Source organism: Enemella evansiae, assembly GCF_004362375.1.
GTDB classification, from domain to species: domain Bacteria; phylum Actinomycetota; class Actinomycetes; order Propionibacteriales; family Propionibacteriaceae; genus Enemella; species Enemella evansiae.
The window spans coordinates 600,074-618,031 of sequence record NZ_SNXA01000009.1; the positions used below are offsets into that span (position 1 = coordinate 600,074).

Genomic DNA, 17,958 nt, shown 5'->3' on the forward strand with positions numbered 1-17,958 from the left:
CTCGCGTACGCTGACCGCCATGACCAGCCCTTCCGAACTGCGAGCCGGCAACGAGGATCGGGAACGCGCGATCGCGGCCCTGCAGGAGGCGTACGCCGAGGGCCGGTTGAGCGCCGAGGAGCTGCGCGAACGCGCCGCAGCCGCCCTGCAGGCGGTCACCTTCGGCGACCTGGACGCCGTGCTGGCCGATCTGCCGACGGGGACCGGGCCCGCGATGCCGCAGCAGCTGCGGCCCGGATCGTCGATGGAGAACCCGTTGATCCTGGATGCCGGCTGGTCCAGTGAGAAGCGCAGCGGTGACTGGCAGATCCCGCAGTTCCTGATGCTGCGCGGGAGTGCCGGATCGGTGAAGTTGAACTGCCTGGCCGCCCGCACCGACCATCAGGTGATCCACGTCTGGGTGGACGGCGGGATGGGCACGGTGAAGATCGTGCTGCCCGACGGCTGGGCCGCCGACACCTCCGGGGTCACCAGGTCGATGGGCACGATCCGCAACAAGACCGACGGTACGCCGGCACCCGGCCGTCCGATCCTGGTCGTCAACGGTTCGGCCGGGATGGGCACCCTGGTGGTGCGGTACGCGAACTCGTGGGAGCGCAAGGCGGCGGCCAAGGAACTGCGCTGATGGCGGACTTCCTGATCCGTGCGCGCAGTCCGCTGCCGCCGGTGCAGGCCCTGGCCGCGTTGTTCGATCTGGATGCGCACACCGCGGTGATCCCGCTGACCACGGTCGAGCACGACGGCCGCGGCCTGCGCACCGGTGCCGGGTTCACCGCCCGGACGGCGATCGGCCCGGTCGGGTTCGATGACGTGATGCGGGTGCTGGAGTGGACGCCGCCGGCCGATGGGCGCAGCGGGCGGGTGCTGATCGGCAAGGGTGGGTGGCTGCTCGGCGGCCGGATCGAGGTGCTGATCCGGCCCGCGGGGACGGGGTCGGTGATCGAGTGGCGGCAGGAGTTGTCGGTTCGCGGGATGCCGCGCCGGCTCGACCCGGTGGTCGCCCGGGTGGGCGCTGCGGCGTACGGCATGGCGATCCGGCAGCTGCTCGCCCGCGGGGGTCGGCGTACCATCGCGGCGTGAGTACGCCGTCGCAGCCGAAGCCCAGCAAGTGGACCGAGATGGTCACCGCCGACCCCGAGCATTCGCACCGGTACGCCCAGCGGTTCCGGCAGCTCGCCGAGCAGGGGCAGGACATCTATGGCGAGGCCCGGTTGGTCGATGCGCTGCTGCCGCGTGGTTCGCGAGTGCTGGATGCCGGCAGCGGTGCCGGGCGCACCGGTGGCTATCTGGCCCGGGCCGGGCACACGGTGGTCGGGGTGGATCAGGATCCGGTGCTGATCGAGGCCGCCCAGGCCGACTACCCGGAGGCGACCTGGCTGGTCGGTGACCTGGCCGAGCTGGACCTGCCGGCCCGCGGGATCGCCGAGGGGTTCGACGCGATCGTCTGCGCCGGCAACGTGATGACCTTCCTGCATCCCGAGACCCGGGTCCCGGTGCTGCGCAACTTCGCCGACCATCTGAGGGCCGACGGGCGCGCGGTGATCGGCTTCGGCCGAGACCGCGGCTATGACTTCCAGGGCTATCTGACCGATCTGGCGCATGCCGGGTTGGACGTCCAGGTGGGGGTGTCCACCTGGGACCTGCGGCCCTTCGAGCCAGACTCCGATTTCCTGGTGACCATCCTCGGCAAGGACGCGGGATGAGCTCGCGGGTCCGCCCGGAAATCCAAGCCAGCAAGAAGAAGCGCTGGCTGACCGCACTGCCGGTGGCCGGCCTGGCGGGGTTGGCCGGGCTGGCGATCCAGGATCTGTTGCAGCGCGAACACGCACTGCGGCACAACTTCCCGCTGCTCGCCCGTGCCCGGTACGCGCTGGAGTCGATCGGTCCCGAGCTGCGGCAGTACATCGTCAGCGCCAACGATCAGGAGCGGCCGTTCAGCCGGGACCAGCGGCGCTGGGTGTACGCCTCGGCGAAGGCGGAGAACAACTACTTCGGGTTCGGCACCGACAACGATGTGGAGCAGCTGAACTTCCCGGTGATCAAGCAGCGCACGTTCACCGAGATCGCCCCGAATCCCAACCTAGACGACCTTTCCGCGCCCCTGCCGGGTGCAAAGGTGCTCGGCGGGCCGCGCGGCAGACGGCATGCGTTCCGCCCCGAATCGGTGGTCAACGTCTCCGCGATGAGCTTCGGTTCGCTGAGCCCGCAGGCGATCCAGGCACTGAATCGCGGTGTGAAGTTGGCGGGTTGCTGGCACAACACCGGTGAGGGTGGGTTGTCGGATCATCACCGCCAGGGCGGTGATCTGATGCTGCAGGTCGGTACCGGCTATTTCGGCTGCCGGGACGCCGAGGGCCGTTTCGATCTGGACCGGTTGTGCCAGGTGGTGGAGTCCGCGCCGGTGCGCGCGATCGAGTTCAAACTCAGCCAGGGTGCGAAACCCGGGCTCGGTGGGCATCTGCCCGGGGCCAAGGTGAACGCCGAGATCGCGCGCATCCGAGGCGTACCCGAGGGTCAGGATGTGGAGAGCCCGTCGCGGCACACGGCGTTCCGCAGCGTCGACGAGATGCTCGACGTGGTGGAGCGGGTCGCCGAACGGACCGGATTGCCGGTGGGCATCAAATCCGCGGTCGGCGATCTGGTGTTCTGGGATCACCTGGTCGAGCAGATGGCCGATGGGCAGCGCGGGGTCGACTTCGTCACCATCGACGGCGGCGAGGGTGGTACCGGAGCGGCGCCGCTGGTGTTCGCAGACAACGTCTCCTTCCCGTTCCGGATCGGCTTCGCGCAGGTCTATCGACGCTTCGCCGAGGCCGGCATCACCGACCGGTTGACCTTCATCGGCTCCGGCAAGCTCGGCCTGCCCGACAATGCCGTGGTCGCGTTCGCGATGGGGGTGGACCTGGTCAACGTGGCCCGGGAGGCGATGCTGTCGATCGGCTGCATCCAGGCCCAGCTCTGCCATACCGACCGCTGCCCGACCGGGGTCGCCACCCAGGACCGCTGGCTCGCCTCCGGGTTGGATCCCGAGCTCAAGTCGGTGCGGTTGGCGAACTATGTACGCACCCTGCGGCGCGATCTGCTGAAGCTGGCCGAGGCCACCGGGGTACCGCATCCGGGCCTGATCTCCCCCGACGATGTCGCCCTCGCCGACGGCAACCGCAGCCAGCAACCCCTGGCCGAGATCTGCGGTTACCGACCCGGCTGGGGCGTACCCGGCCCCGCGATCTCCCAGGAGATCACCACCCTGATGTGCACCCCTTCCGCCGGTTGAGCGAGGGCCCCAGCACGCCGGTTGAGCGAGCGAGGAACGAGCGAGTCGAAGCCAAGTGCCGCACGCCGGTTGAGCGAGGAGCGCAGCGCGTCCCCCGCACGCCGGTTGAGCGAGGAGCGCAGCGACGAGTCGAAACCAAGTGCCAGTTATCCACAGCCCCCACCCGATCGCCATGCATGTGGATGTCACAGTCGCCAGGCTGATCGGATGGCCTGGGTCTACATCCTCCGCTGCGCGGATCAGTCGCTCTACGTCGGCAGCACCCGCGATCTTGAGGCACGGGTCGCGCAGCATGCCCGTGGGCTGGGTGGCGAGTACACCAGTCGCCGACTGCCTGTGACTCTCGTCTGGGCACAGGAGTATGACCGCATTGACGAAGCCTGGGCGATGGAGCGACGCCTGCACGGCTGGAGTCGCGCCAAGCGGGAGGCGTTGATCGCCGGCGAGATCGAGCTCCTGCGGGGATACTCCGTTCGCAACCGGAAGGAACGGAGGTCAGCGGTCGACGACTGAGCTGGGTCGGATCGGCGCCCCCTTGGTTTCGACTCGTCGCTGCGCTCCTCGCTCAACCGGCGGGGGGGTGGACACTGCGCTCCCCACACGCTGGTTGAGCGAGCGAGGAACGAGCGAGACGAAACCACCCCTTGGTTTCGACTCGTCGCTGCGCTCCTCGCTCAACCGGCGGGGGGTGGGCAGTGCTCGTCGCTCAACCGGCGGGGGGGTGGGCAGTGCTCCTCGCTCAACCGGCGGGGGTGGGCACTGCCCACCCCACAACGTAGGGGAAGTTTCCACCCCCTCTGAGGTGTCGGTCGGGACCCGGTTCTCCCTAACGTCGGGGACACGAACCGAAACCCCTGGGGGAGATCATGAACCGCAAACTGGCAGCGATCGTCGCAGCCACCGTTGTGACCGTCGGTGGGCTGGGTGCCTTCGTCGGCCAGTCGGTGGCCGCGCCGCAGAGTGCGTACCCGAAGCCCGTACGCGACTACGTCACGCACCCCAAAGGATTCAACGATTCCGCAGACGTGAAGGCCAGCGGCGGCAAGATCAGTTGCCCCGGCATCAAGACCGCGAAGGCCAGCTACGGCGGCAAGTCGGCCAGCGTGCGCAGCGAGCTGGCCCCTCTGGTGAGCGAGCTGATGCGGATCAGCGAGGAGAAGTACAACTACGACATCAAGGTCATCTACGGCTACAACTGCCGCATGGTCCGCGGTTCGTCGTCGACCCCCTCCAATCACGCGTACGCCCGCGCGGTGGACATCAACCCCGAGCAGAACCCGTACCAGTCGAAGTTCAAGTCGGACATGCCGCCGGAGATGGTCGCGACCTGGATGAAGTACGGCTTCTACTGGGGCGGGCACTACAAGAACACCAAGGACGCCATGCACTTCGAGTACATCGGCGACAAGGCGAAGATCGACGAATACACCGCGGCGGCCAAGAAGGACGGCCGGAAGTCCGAGCCGACCAAGTCGCCGACGAAGAAGCCGACCGCGACCAAGTCGCCGACGAAGAAGCCCACGGTGACCAAGAGCCCCACGAAGCCGGCCAGCCCGAAGCCGACCGCGACCAAGACCAAGACCCCGGCGACCCCGAAGCCGACGCAGGTCCCGTGCCTGGTCCCGCTGGATGGCAACAAGAAAGAGATGAAGCCGGGCCCCTCCTGCCCCCCGCCCCCCACCTGCCTGACCGCCCGGCCGCAGAAGCCCGGCCAGGTCGATCCGCAGATCGCCCGGCTCTGCAACACCCCGAAGCCGACCAAGTCCGCTACCGCGACCCCGAAGCCGACCAAGCCCGCGACTCCGACGGGCAAGCCGACCAAGACACCGAAGGCGACGCCGACCACCGATCCGGTCCCGCCGACCACCGACCCGGTCCCCCCGACCACCGATCCCGTCCCGCCCACCGATCCGGCCCCGCCGGTCGATGAGCCGCCGGTCGATCCGGCCCCGGTCGGTGACGGCTCCGATCCGGCCCCGGTCGGAGACGGCTCGGACGTGGCCCCGGTCGATGACGGGTCCGATGTGGCCCCGGCCGATGTCAAGGACTCCAAGGACACCGGTGTGAAGGAGTCGGTGGGCGGCCTGGCCAGCACCGGAGTCTAGAACCAGCCCACCAGGCGTACCCAGAAATCGGCCCCCGTTCCTCGGAGCGGGGGCCGATTCATGCCCCGGCGGGGTGTGAAATGTGAGTCGGCCGCCGGTGCCGTGGCAGACTGGCGAATCGATCAGCCCCGGCAGTCCAAGGAGTGATGAGTTGAGCGCGGAACCGCAGCCAGGCGAGCCGTCGCCCGACGACGGCAACCCCGGCCACGGCAGACTCGACCCCGCCCTCGGCAGCGACGACGAGTTCGTCCCCAACAGTGACCTGCCCAAGGTGCCCACCGGTTCGAAGACCGACCTGGCCCCCGGGGTCTACAACCACTACGGCCCGCACCACAACGGGCTGCCGCCGCTGAAGAAGTACCTCACCGAACTCTGGCAGCGCCGCGAGTTCGCCTTCGAGCTGTCCCGCTCCAACATGCGCGCCACCAGCTCAGACACCTTCTTCGGCCAGATCTGGCTGGTACTGAACCCGCTGCTGATGGCCGGGGTCTACTTCCTGCTGGTCGCGATCCTGTCGAACCGAGTGGCCTCCGACCCGGTCTACTTCCCCTTCCTCACGACCAGCCTGTTCGCCTTCACCTTGGTCACGACCTGTGCGAATGCCGGCTCGACATCGGTCACGACGGCCGGAAAACTGCTGTTGAACACCGCCTTCCCGCGGCTACTGATCCCGCTCGGTGCGGTGCACACGGCGTTCTTCCGGTTCCTGCCGACACTCCCGGTCTCGCTCGTGATCTACCTGTTCTGGTGGCGGGCCATCGAATGGAGCCCGAAGCAGTTGCTTGCCAGCTATTTCCTGCTCATGATGCTGCTGTTCGGCGCAGGATTGGCTGCAATCTTCGCCACCATGCAGGTCTACTTCCGCGACACCAACAACTTCCTGCCGTTCTTCATCCGGATCTGGACCTACCTGTCACCGATTCTCTGGTCGCCGATCCACTTGGCGGACAAACCCGAGTGGCTGCAGACCGCCGCTCAGCTCAACCCGGCGTACTCGATGCTGAGTGGCTATTCCTCGCTACTCATCGAAGGTGATTTTCCGCGGCTCTCCTACTGGCTGATCGCCACCGCCTGGGGGGTGGGAACACTGATCGTCGGGTCGCTGTTCTTCATGTCGAGGGAGCGTGAGTTCGCTGTCCGGATCTACTGAACGCGCCCCGCGGCGTACCCGCGACGGCTTCACCCTGGAACCCGACCGCAAGGATCTCGCGGTCCGGGTGCAGGACCTGCGCATCACCTACAAGACCACCTTCGAGAAGCGCCCGACACTGAAGCAGGCAGTGGTCCGCTTCGGCCGCGGTACCCGGCAGGTGCACACCGTCGAGGCCCTCAAGGGGATCAGCTTCGATGTGAAACTGGGCACCACGGTCGGCGTGATCGGTGCCAACGGTGCGGGCAAATCGACCCTGCTCCGCGCCCTGGCCGGCATCCTGCCGCCGACCTCCGGGCACATCGAGACCTGGGGCAAGGCGTCCACGATGCTGGCCCTCGGTGTCGGCTTCAACAACGCCCTCACCGGCCGGGAGAACATCATCCTCGGCGGGTTGGCGGCCGGCTTGTCGAAGAAGGCGGTACGCGAGCGCGCGGAGCAGGTCGCCGAGTGGGCCGAGGCCGGTACCGACCCGTTCATCGACCGACCGATGCGCACCTACTCCTCCGGCCAGAACGCCCGCGTCGGCTTCTCGGTCGGCGTACACATGGATCCCGACATCCTGATGGTCGACGAGGCCCTGTCCACCGGTGACGCCGGCTTCCGGGAGCGGGCGGCGGCCAAGCTGGAGGAACTGCGCGCCAAGTCGCGGGCGATGTTCTTCGTCAGCCACGGCCTGGCATCGGTACGCGAGCTGTGTGACGACTGCATCTGGCTGGACCACGGCAACCTGATGATGCGCGGTCACCCCGACCAGGTCACCGAGGCGTACCTGAAGTTCCTGCACGTGAAGAACTCCGAGCAGAACTCCGAAGAGGTCTGAACGCCCCGCCTTCGACAGGCCTCCGGTGGGTAGGGCAGGGTGGAACGCATGGGATTCCGCGACGCCATTCGTGATGCGATGGGCAGCAAGGTGCGCGCCACCCCGGCGAGCCAGGGCGGCCTGGATCTGGACGACCTCGGCTTCGACCAGGTGAACGACAACGACTGGATCCGGTTGCAGCTGCGCGCGACCGAGGCCGGTGACCCGGACCAGCACAACCCCGGGCTGCCCGCCGGACGGTTGGTCCGGATGAACGTCACCGGCCGCTCGGAACCGATCGCGCTCTGCTGGCTCAGTGACCGGTCGGATCAGTTCAGCGAGGAGTGGTACGCCGTCGCGGACCGTTTCCCGAACGCCGGGATCTGGCCGGTCCTGGTGGAGGGCGCGTCAGCGGTCGAGCCCGGCTGGCTGGCCGGTGGCGTGGGCGCCCCGCAGGCGGTCGCCGACGATGCCGAGGCGCTGCTCGCCCGCACCTATTCCGCCGCCGAGGAGCTGGAGGGCCTGGAGCCCTGGCGCAGCCGCTGGCTCGGTCTGGCGGCCGGTGAGCCCGCGAAGGACCAGCTGGTCGGGGTACGCCCGGTGGCCGGCGAACGATCGCTGCTGTTGACCCCGGTGACCCGGCCGGCCGATGTGCCCGCGGCGCTCGGCTGGACCGGTGCCGAGGGCTACGAATACACCGGTGGCGACGTCAGCGCCGTGCTGCGCAGCTGGGAGGACCGCTTCGGCGCGGTCCTGGTCGGGCTGGGCCCCGACCGACTGCGGCTCTCGGTGGAGCGACCCCCGCGCTTTCCCGAACAGGCCCGGCAGCTGGCCGGTGAGCACTACGGGCTGGCGCCCGATGTGATCGATCAGGATCCCGAGGCATACGCCGAGCTGCTCTTCTCCCGCCGCGAGTGGGACTTCTGGTGGAACTGACCGGGCCCCGGGCAACCTGGTTGAACGCGAAAGTCCAGAATGTGACGCGCGTGTGCTGGCGCGCCGCGCTGACCCGCATCCGCTCGTCCGCTCCGATGCACGCGTGACACATTCTGGACTTTGACCGATGGTCAGGCGGGGCGCGCGCTGAGCCGCGCCCGGCGGAGCTGGAAGCGCACGGTCTGCCCCGGGCGCGCCTGCCCGAGCAGATCGGTGGCATGGTCGTCGATGACGGCGATCACCGGGTACCCGCCGGTGGTCGGGTGATCCGGGCCGAACGCGATCGGCTGGCCGGACGCCGGCACCTGCACCGAGCCGCGGACCATGCCCTCACTGGGCAACTCACCGTCGCGGGCGCGCTCCAGGACCGGGCCGCTGAGGCGTACCCCCACGCGGTTCGCGTCGCCGGAGACCTCCCAGGCCGCACGGGCCAGGGTGTCGATCGCGGCCGGGGTGAACCAGTCATCCCGCGGGCCGAGGACCGCCGGGAGCAGGATCTCGCCGCCGCCGGAACCGGGGATGGCGTCGACCGGGTGAGGCGGGTTCGCCCCGGGTTCGCCGATGGCGATGGTGTCACCGGCGGCGAGCGGAGCCGGACCGAGACCGGTGGTCGGGTCGCTGGCCAGCGAACCGAGGACCTCCGGGGCCTGGACGCCGCCGCGGACACCCAGATAGCAGCGCACCCCGTGCTCGGGACGGCCGATCTCGAGGACCTGACCCGCGGTCAACCGCACCGGTTCACCCCAGGCGGCCGGGCGGCCGTCGATCCGGATCGGCGCGTTGGCGCCGGTGACCGCGATCAGCAGGTCGCGTTCGGCGCGCAGGGTGGCGCCGCCGAGCAGGATCTCCAGACCGGCCCGGGATTCCGCATTGCCGAGCAGGCGGTTCGCCAACCGGAGCGCACCGCGGTCCATCGCTCCAGAGGCGGTGACCCCGAGCCGGGCGTTACCGGGCCGGCCGAGGTCCTCGACGAGCAATTGAGGACCGGGGTGTTCGACCGTCAGGCCGGCTTCCTCGGGGACGTGGCTTCGACTCGCTGGCGCGGACCCCTTCGACTCGCTCGTTCCTCGCTCGCTCAGGGAACGGTCGTCGTCCTGCTGGAAGCGGACGCGGGCGCCCGGGACGAGCAGGGCGGGTGGGTCGCGGTCGACGTCCCAGAGCACCGCATCGGTGCTGCCGATCAGCTGCCAGCCACCCGGGGAGGCCTGCGGATAGACCGCGGAGAACTCGCCGGCCAGCGCCACCGAACCCGGTGGTACCCGGGTCCGCGGTGAGTCCCGCCGCGGGACCTCCAGGTCACCGGATTCCCCTGTCAGGTAACCGAATCCGGGCATGAAGCCACCGAACTCCACGGTCCAGACCTGCCCGCTGTGCCGCTCGATCACCTCATCGACCGAGGTGCCCAGGTGCTCGGCGACGATCTGCAGATCCGGGCCGTCGTAGCGCACCGGGATCGTCACCTCGGGCACCTCGGCCTCGGCGACGTCGACCCCCGCCAGATCCGCTTCGGCCAACCAGGCCGCGACCCGGGCCAGCGCGGCCTCATCGGTACACCGCACCAGCACCGTGCGGGCTCCGGGCACGTGTTCGATCACCCCGGTCAGGCGTCCGTCGGCCGCCGCGATCTCCAGCGCGGCGGCCAACCGGCGGCGTTCGTCGGCGTCGGCCAGCTCGACCAGCAGCGCCCGGTCGCCGCTGGGGCGTACCTGCAGGGTCATCAGAAGGGCCGGATCTCGATACCCGCCCCGGTGAGCGCGTTCCGGACCCGCTCGGCCATCGCCACCGCACCGGGGGAGTCCCCGTGCACACACAAAGAATCGGCCTCGATGCGGATCACCGACCCGTCGATCGCGGTCAGCTCCCCGGTGGTCACCAGCTGCACCATCCGTTCGGCGACCTGCCGCGGGTCGTGCAGTACCGCGCCCTCGGTGCGCCGGCTGACCAGGGTGCCGTCGGCGTTGTAGGCGCGATCGCAGAACGCCTCGCGGACCGTGCGTACGCCGGCCGCCGCGGCCTTGTCGAGCACCACCGAGCCGGGCAGGCCGAGCAGCGCGAGCGGCTCGTCGCGCCCGGCGTTGAAGTCGGCGACCGCGCGGACCACGGCATCGGACTGCTGCTCGTGCTGGACGATGGTGTTGTAGAGGGCGCCGTGCGGCTTCACATAGGTGACGCTGCCGCCGGCCGTCCGGGCGACGCCGTCGATCGCGGCGAGCTGATAGAGCACGTCGGCGTACAGCTGCTCGCCCGGTACGTCGATGAACGACCGCCCGAAGCCGGCCAGATCCCGATAGGCGACATGCGCCCCGATCTGTACGCCGCGGGCCACCGCCTCGCGGCAGGTCGCCCACAGCACCGAGGGATCACCGGCGTGGAAACCGCAGGCGACGTTCGCCGAACTGACCACCTTCAGCAGCGCGGCGTCATCGCCCATCCGCCACATCCCGAAGGACTCGCCCAGGTCCGAGTTCAGATCGATGGTCGCTGCCATGATCGGCAGCCTTGTTCAACCCTCCGGGTCAGTCAAGCAGCTGTCCGCAGCATGAGTCCGCCCACAGCAGCAGTGCTGCGCACTCGGCGGTCGACGGAGTCATGCTGATCCCATGAGCGAAGAGATGAAGACCCTGCCGCTGAGTCGGCGTACCGCGAAAGACCTGCTGGGCAGACGGATCCTGATGCTCGACTCGGCCCTCGACGACGAGATCGGCAGCCAGCTGTGTGCGCAACTGATGCTCCTGTCGGCCGAGGACCCGGTGACCGACATCGGGCTGTGGATCAACTCCCCCGGTGGCTCGGTACCGGCAATGCTGGCGATCGCCGATACCATGCGGCTGATCCCCAATGAGGTCATCACCGTGAATCTGGGGATGGCCTACAGCGCCGGCCAGTTCCTGCTGTGCTGCGGAACGCGGGGGAAGCGGTTCATCCTGCCGCATGCGAAAGTGCTGCTCCATCAGGGTTCCGCGGGCATCGGCGGGTACGCCCCGGACATCGAACTGCAGGCCGACGATCTGCGGCAGAACCGGGACACGATCATCGGCATCATCGCCGAGCAGACCGGACAGACCGCCGAACGGGTTTTCGAGGATTCGCTGCGGGACCGCATGTTCAGCGCGCAGGAGGCGATCGACTACGGTTTCGTGGATCAGGTGGTCGGCGCGGTCGACCAGCTCCGCCCGACACCCCAGACCGCGGCCGGGTTCGGCGGCCCGCGATGAGCAGCTACACCATTCCCAACGTGATCAGCCGTACGCCGCAGGGCGAGCGGGTGATGGACATCTACAGCCGCCTGCTGGATGAGCGGATCATCTTCCTCGGTACCGAGATCGACGACGGGGTGGCGAACGCGCTGATCGCCCAGATCCTGCACCTGGATTCGGAGAACTCCGAGGCGCCGATCAACCTCTACATCAACTCACCGGGTGGCTCGGTGATGGCGACCTTCGCCCTCTACGACACCATCCGCTTCTGCCGGGCACCGGTCGCGACCACCTGTGTCGGCCAGGCGCTCTCCTCGACCGCGCTGCTGCTGGCCGCCGGCGCACCCGGCCGGCGGTCGGTGCTCCCCCATGCGCGGGTGTTGCTGCACCAACCGGCCGGCCAGGGTCGCGGCACCATCCCCGATCTGATCCTGGCGGCCGAGGAGATTCTGCGTACTCGCACCGAGATCGAGGAGGCGCTGAGCCGACACACCGGCCAGGACCTGGAAACCCTCCGCCGCGACACCGACCGCGATCGGATTCTGCGGGCGCAGGAGATCGTCGACTACGGCATCGCCGATGCGATCATCGACTCGCGGGAGCTGCCACGCTCCTAGGCGGCCAGCGCGACCGGGCCGCGGAACCGACCGGGCGTCCTGGCGTACGCCGAGCGCACGGGCAGGGAGCGGACCGAGGCGACCGAACGTTGGCTCAGTTCGCGGCCCACCTCGTGGGTGAGTTCGAGCAGGGAAAGGTCGAGCGCGCCGGCGACGGCGGCGAGCAGCTCGCTGGAGGCGTCCTTGCGGCCACGCTCCAGTTCGGAGAGGTACTGGGTGGAGACACCTGCGCGGCCGGCTGTCTCGACCAGCCGTTCGCCGCGTTCGTGCCGGTGCCGACGCAGTACCCGGCCGGTCACCTCGCGGAGGAGTGGTTCGGGTTCGGTGGCTTCGACTCGCTGCGCGCGCTCAGCCGGCGTGATCTCGCCCATGGACCGATGCTAGGGCGAGCCCGGGCAGGCGGACCGGTGCTTCTGCTCAGAGCAGAACACCCACCCACCGACTAGCCTGACGGAGTGAATTTCCTGCGCGGCCTGCGACGCCTGTGGCGCCATCCGCTGTTCCGCAAGCTGGTCGCGGTGCGGATCGCCACCCAGGCCTCGGACGGCACGCTGCAGATCGGGATGGCGGCGTACGTGCTGTTCTCCCCGCAGGAACAACCCGACGCCGCCTCGATCGCGCTGGTGCTGGCGATCACGTTGCTGCCGTTCTCGATCGTCGGCCCGTTCGTCTCGCTCACCCTGGATCGCTGGCATCGACGGCAGGTGGCGGTGGTCACCGACGCGATCCGGGTCGGCATCGCGATCATGCTCGGGTTGCTGGTGCTCAACCCCGGGCTGCGCGAGCACTGGACGATGTGGCTGTTCTACGCCGGCGTACTGGTTGCGATGAGCCTGAACCGCTATCTGCTCGCGGGGCTGTCTGCGGCGCTGCCGCACACCGTGGACGAGGACGAATATCTGCTCGCCAGCTCGGTGATGCCGACGATCGGGCCGGCCGGTGTGATGATCGGCGCCGGGGTCGCCTTCGGGATCCGCTTCGGCACCGGTTCGTTCCTGCAGAGCTATCAGGCCGATGCGCTGGTGTTCGCGACCGCGGCCGCCGGATTCGCGATCACCGTGCTGCTCGCCCTGCGCATCCCGAAGGCCGCGCTCGGCCCGGATCTGACCACGATGGAATCGCGCACCACCAGGACCTCGGAGGTGCTCAAGGGACTGGTGCACGCCGTCGGTCACCTGCGGGAGCGCAAACCGGCCGGGATCGGCCTGATCACCATCGGCGTGCAGCGGATCCTCTACGGGATGACCCAGGTCGCGACGATCCTGATGTTCCGCAACTGGTTCCATCGGGTCGACCAGGTGGACGCCGCGATGGCCGACATCGGCCTGTGGGCGGGCGCGACCGGTGCCGGGTTCATCGCCTCGGCCGCCGTGGTACCGCCGCTGGCCCGTCGGGTCGGCGTACGCCGCAGCATCGTCGTGGTGCTGATCGCGGCCGGGGTGCTGCAGATCGTGCCCGGTTCGATCTTCTCGCTGTGGCCGCTGGTGATCGCCGGGTTCGGGCTCGGCGTCTGCTCGCAGTCGCTGAAGATCTGTGTGGACACGCTGGTGCAGGCGCATGTGGACGACGATTTCAAGGGCCGGGTGTTCACCCTCTACGACATGATCTTCAACGCCTGCTTCGTGATCGCGGCCTGCCTGGCGGCGCTGCTGCTGCCCGCCGACGGGCACACGCTGATCGGCTTCGTGACCCTCGGCGTACTGCTCGCGCTGACCGGGGTGCTGTTCTGGTTCGGCACCCGGCGGATCGGTTCGGCGACCTTCGATCGCGGTACCGAGTTCGAGCAGGCGACGGCGGACGGAACCCCGATCCGACCCTGAGCGTCGGGGATGGGCGTACGCAATCCGCGTCCCTCCCGAAAGGTTCCGACGATGTCCCTCCACCTGGTTTCCTCGCAGCCGACTCGGCCGGCCGGCCTCCTGATCACCGATGCCGATTCCGGGCTCACCTGCCATTTCGACGGTCGTCGCGGCGGCGTCCTGTTCTTCGAGGTGCGCGGATGTTGCCGGTACGCCGAGGACGACTTTCTCGGTGCGGCGCTGCTGCAGCTGGCCGTGGCCGATGCCCCGATTCAGTGGCTGGTACCGCACCAGGCCTGCGCCGCCCGGGTCGCCGCGGTGCTCGATGCACACGGTATCGATCGGATCAGCGTCAGCGGTCCGCTGGCCGCCTGAGCTGACCCCCCCCGAGACGTTTCACTGGCCCCGTGGGCGCCGCCAAAGTACCGCTGAAGGGCTTCATCAAGAAGTACGTCGATGATCTGCTGCGGGTCACCGAAGATCGTGCAGCTCGGTACGCGGACAATGTGGCCGCACGCAATGGGGGGTCAACCGCAGCCTCGGCTCCGGGTGGCAGAACAACATGGGTGAGATGGATGTGTTGGAGCGCCAGCTTCGAGAAGATCTGGCCGCCGGTAGGATCAGACCAGGTGACCGGATGAACGTGCGACTCACCCCTCAGCTTTGACTGGCCCGGCGGAGAACGAGGAGATCGTGGAACCCTTCCTGGAATTCTTGATCGACAAGCAGGGGCCGGTCCTCCGCGGGCCGGACGCGAGCCCAGCCAAGATCGAGGCCTGGCGCGGCAAGATGCCCGAACTGATCCTCACCTGGTGGCAGGAGGTCGGCTTCGCCGGGTTCGCGGAAGGTCTTATCTGGCTCACAGACCCCGACGAATGGACCGATATCGCCGCAGATTTCATCCCCATCTGTCAGGTCCTTTCACCCGCACTCGAGCCGGTCGCCCACAACGGCCCCTACTACCCGTGGTTGCGCACCGCCTTCGGCGAGATGTTCTGCTGGTCCCCCGTTCATGGAGCGGCCATCCGGATCGACCCCATCACCCGATTGATCAGCGGCCGGGACTACGCGCGCGATGTAGCTGACGGACAACCCGACAACGGACTCGAGGCCATCATCGTGTCCGACCGGAGCCGTTTCGACACCATTGACGAGCACGAGAAGCCGCTCTTCCGGCGGTTGCTGAAGCGACTCGGCCCGGTTGCATCGGACACCATGTACGCCCTCACCCCCGCCGCCGCCGGCGGTCCGGTGATCGAGAGCAACTTCAGCATCGAGCCCGCCGAAGCCCAGCTCGCGGTCCTCGCCAGCCTCTGAACACAAGCAATCGTGGAACCGTTCCTGGAGGAGTTTCTCGTCGAGATGGGGCCGGTGATCCCGTCAGCTCCGGCAACGCCCGAGAAGATCGAGGCTTGGCGCGGCACGATGCCTGAGCTGATCCTCACCTGGTGGGAGGAAGTGGGCTTCGCCGGCTTCGCCGACGGTCTACTCTGGCTCACCGACCCCGATGACTGGACGGACCTTGCGGCCGACTTCATTCCCATCTCCCAGGTGATCCCGTCGAGCCTCGAATCGGTCGCTCAAGACGGCCCGTACTTCCCGTGGCTCCGCACCGCATTCGGCGAGATGTATTGCTGGTCGCCCACCCATGGCGCAGCACTGAACATCAGTCCTGTCTTTCGCCAGGTCGGTGGATATGACTACACCCGCGACATCGCCGATGGCCTGCCCGACACCGGCCTGGAGGAAGTGCTCCTCGCCGATCGCGACGAGTTCGACATGAGGGCCGAGGACGGCAAACCCCTCTTCCGGCGGTTGCTGAAACGGCTCGGCCCGGTCGCGTCCGACACCATGTACGCCCTGACCCCCGCCGCCGTCGTCGGCGGACCGGTGATCGAGCAGAACTTCAGCATCGAGCCCGCCGAAGCCCAGCTCGCGGTGCTGGCCAGCCTCTAGTTCAGATCGAGCCAGGAGTCGTCGCTGTTGCGGCGCTGCTGCTCCGGGGTCTGCGGACGCTGCTGGTCGGCCCCCTGCTGCGGTTGCTGGGCCTGCTGCTCTGCGGCGCGCCGACGCTCGTTCTCCTGGTGCTCGCTGGGCGCGTACCCGGGCGGGGAAGCCTCGGGACGGCGTACGCCGGAGTCCGCGGGCTCGGCCTGCGGCCGGCTGCCCTCCCCGGGGTCGACCTGCTGCTCCATCTGCGGCCAGTTGCCGGGGCCCGGTTGCTCCGCCGCGGCCCGTGCGATGGACTGCGGGGTGGCGCCCGGCTCCCCCTCGGCCAGCGGTACCGCGATGACGGCGGTGCCATAGGCGCAGACCTCGGTGAAGCCCTGGGCGATCGACCCGGTGTCGAAGCGCATCGCCAGGACCGCGTTGCCGCCGCGCTTGACGCACTCGCCCCACATTCGGTTCATCACCTCGTTGCGGCTGTCGTAGACGATCCGGGTGTACTCGGGCACCTCACCGCCGCCGAGGGAGCGGAAACTGGCGGTGATGTTCGACCCGAAGTTGGCGCTCCGCACGGTCATCCCCATCACCTCACCGAGTACCGCCTCGATCCGATAGCCGGGAATCCCGTTGCTGGTCACGATGATCATGCGCACAGTATGGCGGGCCGGCGGACCAGCCAACCCGCGACCGGCAAGTTCCGGCAAGGCTCTCAAGGGCTTCGTCAACCCATGTCGACGACGACGGCGTGGTGCAGGTCGCACCCGGGGACACCCGCCCCTACCTCAGGCCGGGCAGCCGCCCGAGCATGCGGGACAGCACGGTCCGTCAGGTCTGGGACGACGCCCAGGACTCCCAGGGCCGGGTATTCGATCCCAACACCGGCGAGCGGATCGATTGGACGCCGGGCACCTCCCGCCGCGATGTCTGGGATATGGGCCACACCCCGGGCAATGAGTACCGGAACAGCTGGGACGACTACGTCAACGGACGACCGCCGTACGACGGAGCCAACGGAACCGACCCGGCCAAGGTGTTCCGCGATCACTACAATGATCCCGAGATCTACCAGCCCGAGTTGCCGAGCGCCAATAGGAGCCGCAGGTATGAAGCCGACTGAGCTGTTCCAGGCCGTGCGTGACGGTCGCCTGAGCGAGGTCGAGGATGAGGTGCGCGAGCAACTGGATCTGACGCTGGAGGACGGTTCCACCCTGCTCGAGGCGGCCGCCCTGATCCTGGGGGACCCACAGCTTCGCTACCAGTCCGTGCAGCGCCTGATCGAGCTGGGCATCGACGTACCCGTTGCCAGCCGTGGGCGTTCCGGGGTGCTCAACGTCCTGATCGGGGCGAAGAAGCAGGAACTAGACGGCCTGCTGACGACGACCCGGATCCTCCTGGACAAAGGAGCCGATGCCGGATTCGTCAGCCAACAGGAACGGACGCCGTCGATGGAACTGGTCAACTCGAAGTTCGATGAGTCCGAGCTGGCTCCCCTCTATCCCGACTGGTTCGCCCGCGACGACCTGAACCTCGGTCATCGCAACAAGGCCGGGGTTGACGCGCAGACGCTCGCCGAGCGGCGCGAACGCCCGGAATTCCTCTCGGCGGCACAGGACTGGGTTGCCGCACACCCTGGTTAGGAGCATCGGCTATGGCTACTGAGTTCATCAAGGGTGCGGGCGCGGCCATCGCGTCCAAGCTGGTGCTTTCGCAGCAGAGCCCCCTCAAGTGGGCCGTCCGGGAGAACCCGATCGAACCGCCGGACACCGGCTGGCGCTTCTTCGCGCTGGACGACACCGACGAGACGCTCAACGACCCCGCCAATATGCAGGGTCGTTCCCACTCTGCGGCTCAACTCCCACTCCGCGGACGCATGCAAGCCGCGGAGTAAGAGTTAGGCCGCGAAGTCGAGATGTTCGCAGAGTTGCTCAGCGGAACGCGCTCGGGTCCAGGAACTCGTCGGTGTTGTTGTCCAGGAACCGGATCGGAGTACCCGGCCCCTCCTGGATGATCTGGAGGTCGCTCCCGACCGGCAGGTTGTAGATCCCGATCACCGCCGGCTCGATCTCGCACACCGCGTTGTAGTCGACCACCGGCTCATCTCGACACTCAATCCCGGCTTCGCTTCGCTGCG

Annotated in this window: 23 protein-coding genes and 1 pseudogene; 18 read left to right on the forward strand and 6 right to left on the reverse strand. The window is 68.4% G+C overall.

Going from position 1 to position 17,958, the window contains the following annotated elements; genetic code table 11:
- Positions 1-19: 19 nt before the first annotated feature.
- From C8D81_RS10850 to C8D81_RS10890, 9 genes are all read left to right on the forward strand, one after another.
- Positions 20-625, forward strand: a complete 606-nt coding sequence (locus tag C8D81_RS10850; protein WP_133626048.1) for a DUF1707 SHOCT-like domain-containing protein — start codon at positions 20-22, stop codon at positions 623-625.
- On the forward strand, positions 625-1,080 hold the full coding sequence (locus C8D81_RS10855) for a hypothetical protein (RefSeq protein ID WP_133626049.1): 456 nt from the start codon (positions 625-627) through the stop codon (positions 1,078-1,080). Before C8D81_RS10850 ends, C8D81_RS10855 begins: the two co-directional genes overlap by 1 nt.
- Complete coding sequence (locus C8D81_RS10860) at positions 1,077-1,703, forward strand: class I SAM-dependent methyltransferase (protein ID WP_229237953.1); 627 nt, start codon at positions 1,077-1,079, stop codon at positions 1,701-1,703. The genes C8D81_RS10855 and C8D81_RS10860 overlap by 4 nt, the downstream gene beginning before the upstream one ends.
- A complete protein-coding gene (locus C8D81_RS10865) occupies positions 1,700-3,274 on the forward strand; it encodes an FMN-binding glutamate synthase family protein (RefSeq protein ID WP_133626050.1) in 1,575 nt (524 codons plus the stop codon). The genes C8D81_RS10860 and C8D81_RS10865 overlap by 4 nt, the downstream gene beginning before the upstream one ends.
- A gap of 207 nt (positions 3,275-3,481) precedes the next feature.
- On the forward strand, positions 3,482-3,787 hold the full coding sequence (locus C8D81_RS10870; protein ID WP_133626051.1) for a GIY-YIG nuclease family protein: 306 nt from the start codon (positions 3,482-3,484) through the stop codon (positions 3,785-3,787).
- A gap of 353 nt (positions 3,788-4,140) precedes the next feature.
- Entirely contained in the window at positions 4,141-5,379 is a 1,239-nt protein-coding gene (locus tag C8D81_RS10875) for a M15 family metallopeptidase (protein ID WP_133626052.1), read from the forward strand.
- A 151-nt stretch (positions 5,380-5,530) separates the two neighbouring features.
- Positions 5,531-6,529, forward strand: coding sequence for an ABC transporter permease (locus C8D81_RS10880; protein WP_229117694.1), 999 nt, complete (start codon positions 5,531-5,533; stop codon positions 6,527-6,529).
- The gene (locus C8D81_RS10885; protein ID WP_229123262.1) at positions 6,504-7,352 is read left to right on the forward strand and encodes an ABC transporter ATP-binding protein; all 849 of its coding nucleotides are present in this window, start codon (positions 6,504-6,506) and stop codon (positions 7,350-7,352) included. The genes C8D81_RS10880 and C8D81_RS10885 overlap by 26 nt, the downstream gene beginning before the upstream one ends.
- A gap of 48 nt (positions 7,353-7,400) precedes the next feature.
- Complete coding sequence (locus C8D81_RS10890; protein ID WP_094426558.1) at positions 7,401-8,267, forward strand: DUF4253 domain-containing protein; 867 nt, start codon at positions 7,401-7,403, stop codon at positions 8,265-8,267.
- 131 nt (positions 8,268-8,398) lie between these two features.
- Here C8D81_RS10890 and C8D81_RS21255 read toward each other — a convergent pair whose 3' ends face one another.
- The 3 genes and pseudogenes from C8D81_RS21255 to C8D81_RS10900 form a co-directional block, all read right to left on the reverse strand.
- Complete coding sequence (locus C8D81_RS21255) at positions 8,399-9,271, reverse strand: 5-oxoprolinase subunit C family protein (protein ID WP_208109234.1); 873 nt, start codon at positions 9,269-9,271, stop codon at positions 8,399-8,401.
- A gap of 81 nt (positions 9,272-9,352) precedes the next feature.
- Positions 9,353-9,979 (reverse strand): annotated as a pseudogene (locus C8D81_RS21260) (5-oxoprolinase subunit B family protein); the annotation flags it as partial.
- Between the two features lie 5 nt (positions 9,980-9,984).
- Positions 9,985-10,755, reverse strand: a complete 771-nt coding sequence (locus C8D81_RS10900) for a LamB/YcsF family protein (RefSeq protein ID WP_133626054.1) — start codon at positions 10,753-10,755, stop codon at positions 9,985-9,987.
- 112 nt (positions 10,756-10,867) lie between these two features.
- Between C8D81_RS10900 and C8D81_RS10905 the strand changes: the two genes are divergently transcribed.
- A complete protein-coding gene (locus C8D81_RS10905) occupies positions 10,868-11,482 on the forward strand; it encodes a ClpP family protease (protein ID WP_133626055.1) in 615 nt (204 codons plus the stop codon).
- Positions 11,479-12,081, forward strand: a complete 603-nt coding sequence (locus tag C8D81_RS10910) for a ClpP family protease (protein WP_133626056.1) — start codon at positions 11,479-11,481, stop codon at positions 12,079-12,081. The genes C8D81_RS10905 and C8D81_RS10910 overlap by 4 nt, the downstream gene beginning before the upstream one ends.
- Here the strand turns inward: C8D81_RS10910 and C8D81_RS10915 are convergent.
- Positions 12,078-12,452: a helix-turn-helix domain-containing protein gene (locus C8D81_RS10915; RefSeq protein ID WP_094357572.1), complete on the reverse strand. Its 375-nt coding sequence runs from the start codon at positions 12,450-12,452 to the stop codon at positions 12,078-12,080. The two genes, C8D81_RS10910 and C8D81_RS10915, sit on opposite strands and share 4 nt — an antisense overlap.
- Before the next feature lie 84 nt (positions 12,453-12,536).
- Between C8D81_RS10915 and C8D81_RS10920 the strand changes: the two genes are divergently transcribed.
- The 4 genes from C8D81_RS10920 to C8D81_RS10935 all read left to right on the forward strand — a co-directional run bounded on the left by C8D81_RS10920 (position 12,537) and on the right by C8D81_RS10935 (position 15,836).
- On the forward strand, positions 12,537-13,901 hold the full coding sequence (locus C8D81_RS10920) for an MFS transporter (protein WP_133626057.1): 1,365 nt from the start codon (positions 12,537-12,539) through the stop codon (positions 13,899-13,901).
- A 51-nt stretch (positions 13,902-13,952) separates the two neighbouring features.
- Positions 13,953-14,255, forward strand: coding sequence for a hypothetical protein (locus C8D81_RS10925; RefSeq protein WP_133626058.1), 303 nt, complete (start codon positions 13,953-13,955; stop codon positions 14,253-14,255).
- 318 nt (positions 14,256-14,573) lie between these two features.
- Complete coding sequence (locus C8D81_RS10930) at positions 14,574-15,197, forward strand: GAD-like domain-containing protein (RefSeq protein ID WP_166646765.1); 624 nt, start codon at positions 14,574-14,576, stop codon at positions 15,195-15,197.
- A gap of 12 nt (positions 15,198-15,209) precedes the next feature.
- Positions 15,210-15,836, forward strand: a complete 627-nt coding sequence (locus C8D81_RS10935; protein ID WP_133626059.1) for a GAD-like domain-containing protein — start codon at positions 15,210-15,212, stop codon at positions 15,834-15,836.
- On the opposite strand, the gene C8D81_RS10940 is transcribed toward C8D81_RS10935, so the two are convergent.
- Positions 15,833-16,474: a YbjQ family protein gene (locus C8D81_RS10940; protein WP_094426544.1), complete on the reverse strand. Its 642-nt coding sequence runs from the start codon at positions 16,472-16,474 to the stop codon at positions 15,833-15,835. The genes C8D81_RS10935 and C8D81_RS10940 overlap by 4 nt on opposite strands.
- A 158-nt stretch (positions 16,475-16,632) precedes the next feature.
- On the opposite strand from C8D81_RS10940, the gene C8D81_RS10945 reads away from it, so the two are divergent.
- From C8D81_RS10945 to C8D81_RS10955, 3 genes are read left to right on the forward strand one after another with little or no spacing between them, the layout of a single operon-like run.
- Entirely contained in the window at positions 16,633-16,944 is a 312-nt protein-coding gene (locus C8D81_RS10945; protein ID WP_133626060.1) for a GH-E family nuclease, read from the forward strand.
- Positions 16,931-17,464 (forward strand): hypothetical protein, encoded by a 534-nt coding sequence (locus C8D81_RS10950; protein WP_133626061.1) that lies wholly within the window; start codon positions 16,931-16,933, stop codon positions 17,462-17,464. The genes C8D81_RS10945 and C8D81_RS10950 overlap by 14 nt, the downstream gene beginning before the upstream one ends.
- An 11-nt stretch (positions 17,465-17,475) precedes the next feature.
- On the forward strand, positions 17,476-17,715 hold the full coding sequence (locus tag C8D81_RS10955) for an immunity protein Imm33 domain-containing protein (protein ID WP_133626062.1): 240 nt from the start codon (positions 17,476-17,478) through the stop codon (positions 17,713-17,715).
- A 37-nt stretch (positions 17,716-17,752) separates the two neighbouring features.
- On the opposite strand, the gene C8D81_RS20900 is transcribed toward C8D81_RS10955, so the two are convergent.
- Complete coding sequence (locus C8D81_RS20900) at positions 17,753-17,917, reverse strand: hypothetical protein (RefSeq protein ID WP_166646766.1); 165 nt, start codon at positions 17,915-17,917, stop codon at positions 17,753-17,755.
- Positions 17,918-17,958 lie beyond the last annotated feature (41 nt).

Bases quoted from the DNA above. Each gene is read 5' to 3' on its own strand.
- C8D81_RS10850 (WP_133626048.1), top strand. From the start codon at position 20: ATGACCAGCCCTTCCGAACTGCGAGCCGGCAACGAGGATCGGGAACGC.
- C8D81_RS10855 (WP_133626049.1), top strand. From the start codon at position 625: ATGGCGGACTTCCTGATCCGTGCGCGCAGTCCGCTGCCGCCGGTGCAG.
- C8D81_RS10865 (WP_133626050.1), top strand. From the start codon at position 1,700: ATGAGCTCGCGGGTCCGCCCGGAAATCCAAGCCAGCAAGAAGAAGCGC.
- C8D81_RS10870 (WP_133626051.1), top strand. From the start codon at position 3,482: ATGGCCTGGGTCTACATCCTCCGCTGCGCGGATCAGTCGCTCTACGTC.
- C8D81_RS10875 (WP_133626052.1), top strand. From the start codon at position 4,141: ATGAACCGCAAACTGGCAGCGATCGTCGCAGCCACCGTTGTGACCGTC.
- C8D81_RS10890 (WP_094426558.1), top strand. From the start codon at position 7,401: ATGGGATTCCGCGACGCCATTCGTGATGCGATGGGCAGCAAGGTGCGC.
- C8D81_RS10900 (WP_133626054.1), bottom strand. From the start codon at position 10,755: ATGGCAGCGACCATCGATCTGAACTCGGACCTGGGCGAGTCCTTCGGG.
- C8D81_RS10905 (WP_133626055.1), top strand. From the start codon at position 10,868: ATGAGCGAAGAGATGAAGACCCTGCCGCTGAGTCGGCGTACCGCGAAA.
- C8D81_RS10910 (WP_133626056.1), top strand. From the start codon at position 11,479: ATGAGCAGCTACACCATTCCCAACGTGATCAGCCGTACGCCGCAGGGC.
- C8D81_RS10915 (WP_094357572.1), bottom strand. From the start codon at position 12,452: ATGGGCGAGATCACGCCGGCTGAGCGCGCGCAGCGAGTCGAAGCCACC.
- C8D81_RS10925 (WP_133626058.1), top strand. From the start codon at position 13,953: ATGTCCCTCCACCTGGTTTCCTCGCAGCCGACTCGGCCGGCCGGCCTC.
- C8D81_RS10940 (WP_094426544.1), bottom strand. From the start codon at position 16,474: ATGATCATCGTGACCAGCAACGGGATTCCCGGCTATCGGATCGAGGCG.
- C8D81_RS10945 (WP_133626060.1), top strand. From the start codon at position 16,633: ATGCGGGACAGCACGGTCCGTCAGGTCTGGGACGACGCCCAGGACTCC.
- C8D81_RS10950 (WP_133626061.1), top strand. From the start codon at position 16,931: ATGAAGCCGACTGAGCTGTTCCAGGCCGTGCGTGACGGTCGCCTGAGC.
- C8D81_RS10955 (WP_133626062.1), top strand. From the start codon at position 17,476: ATGGCTACTGAGTTCATCAAGGGTGCGGGCGCGGCCATCGCGTCCAAG.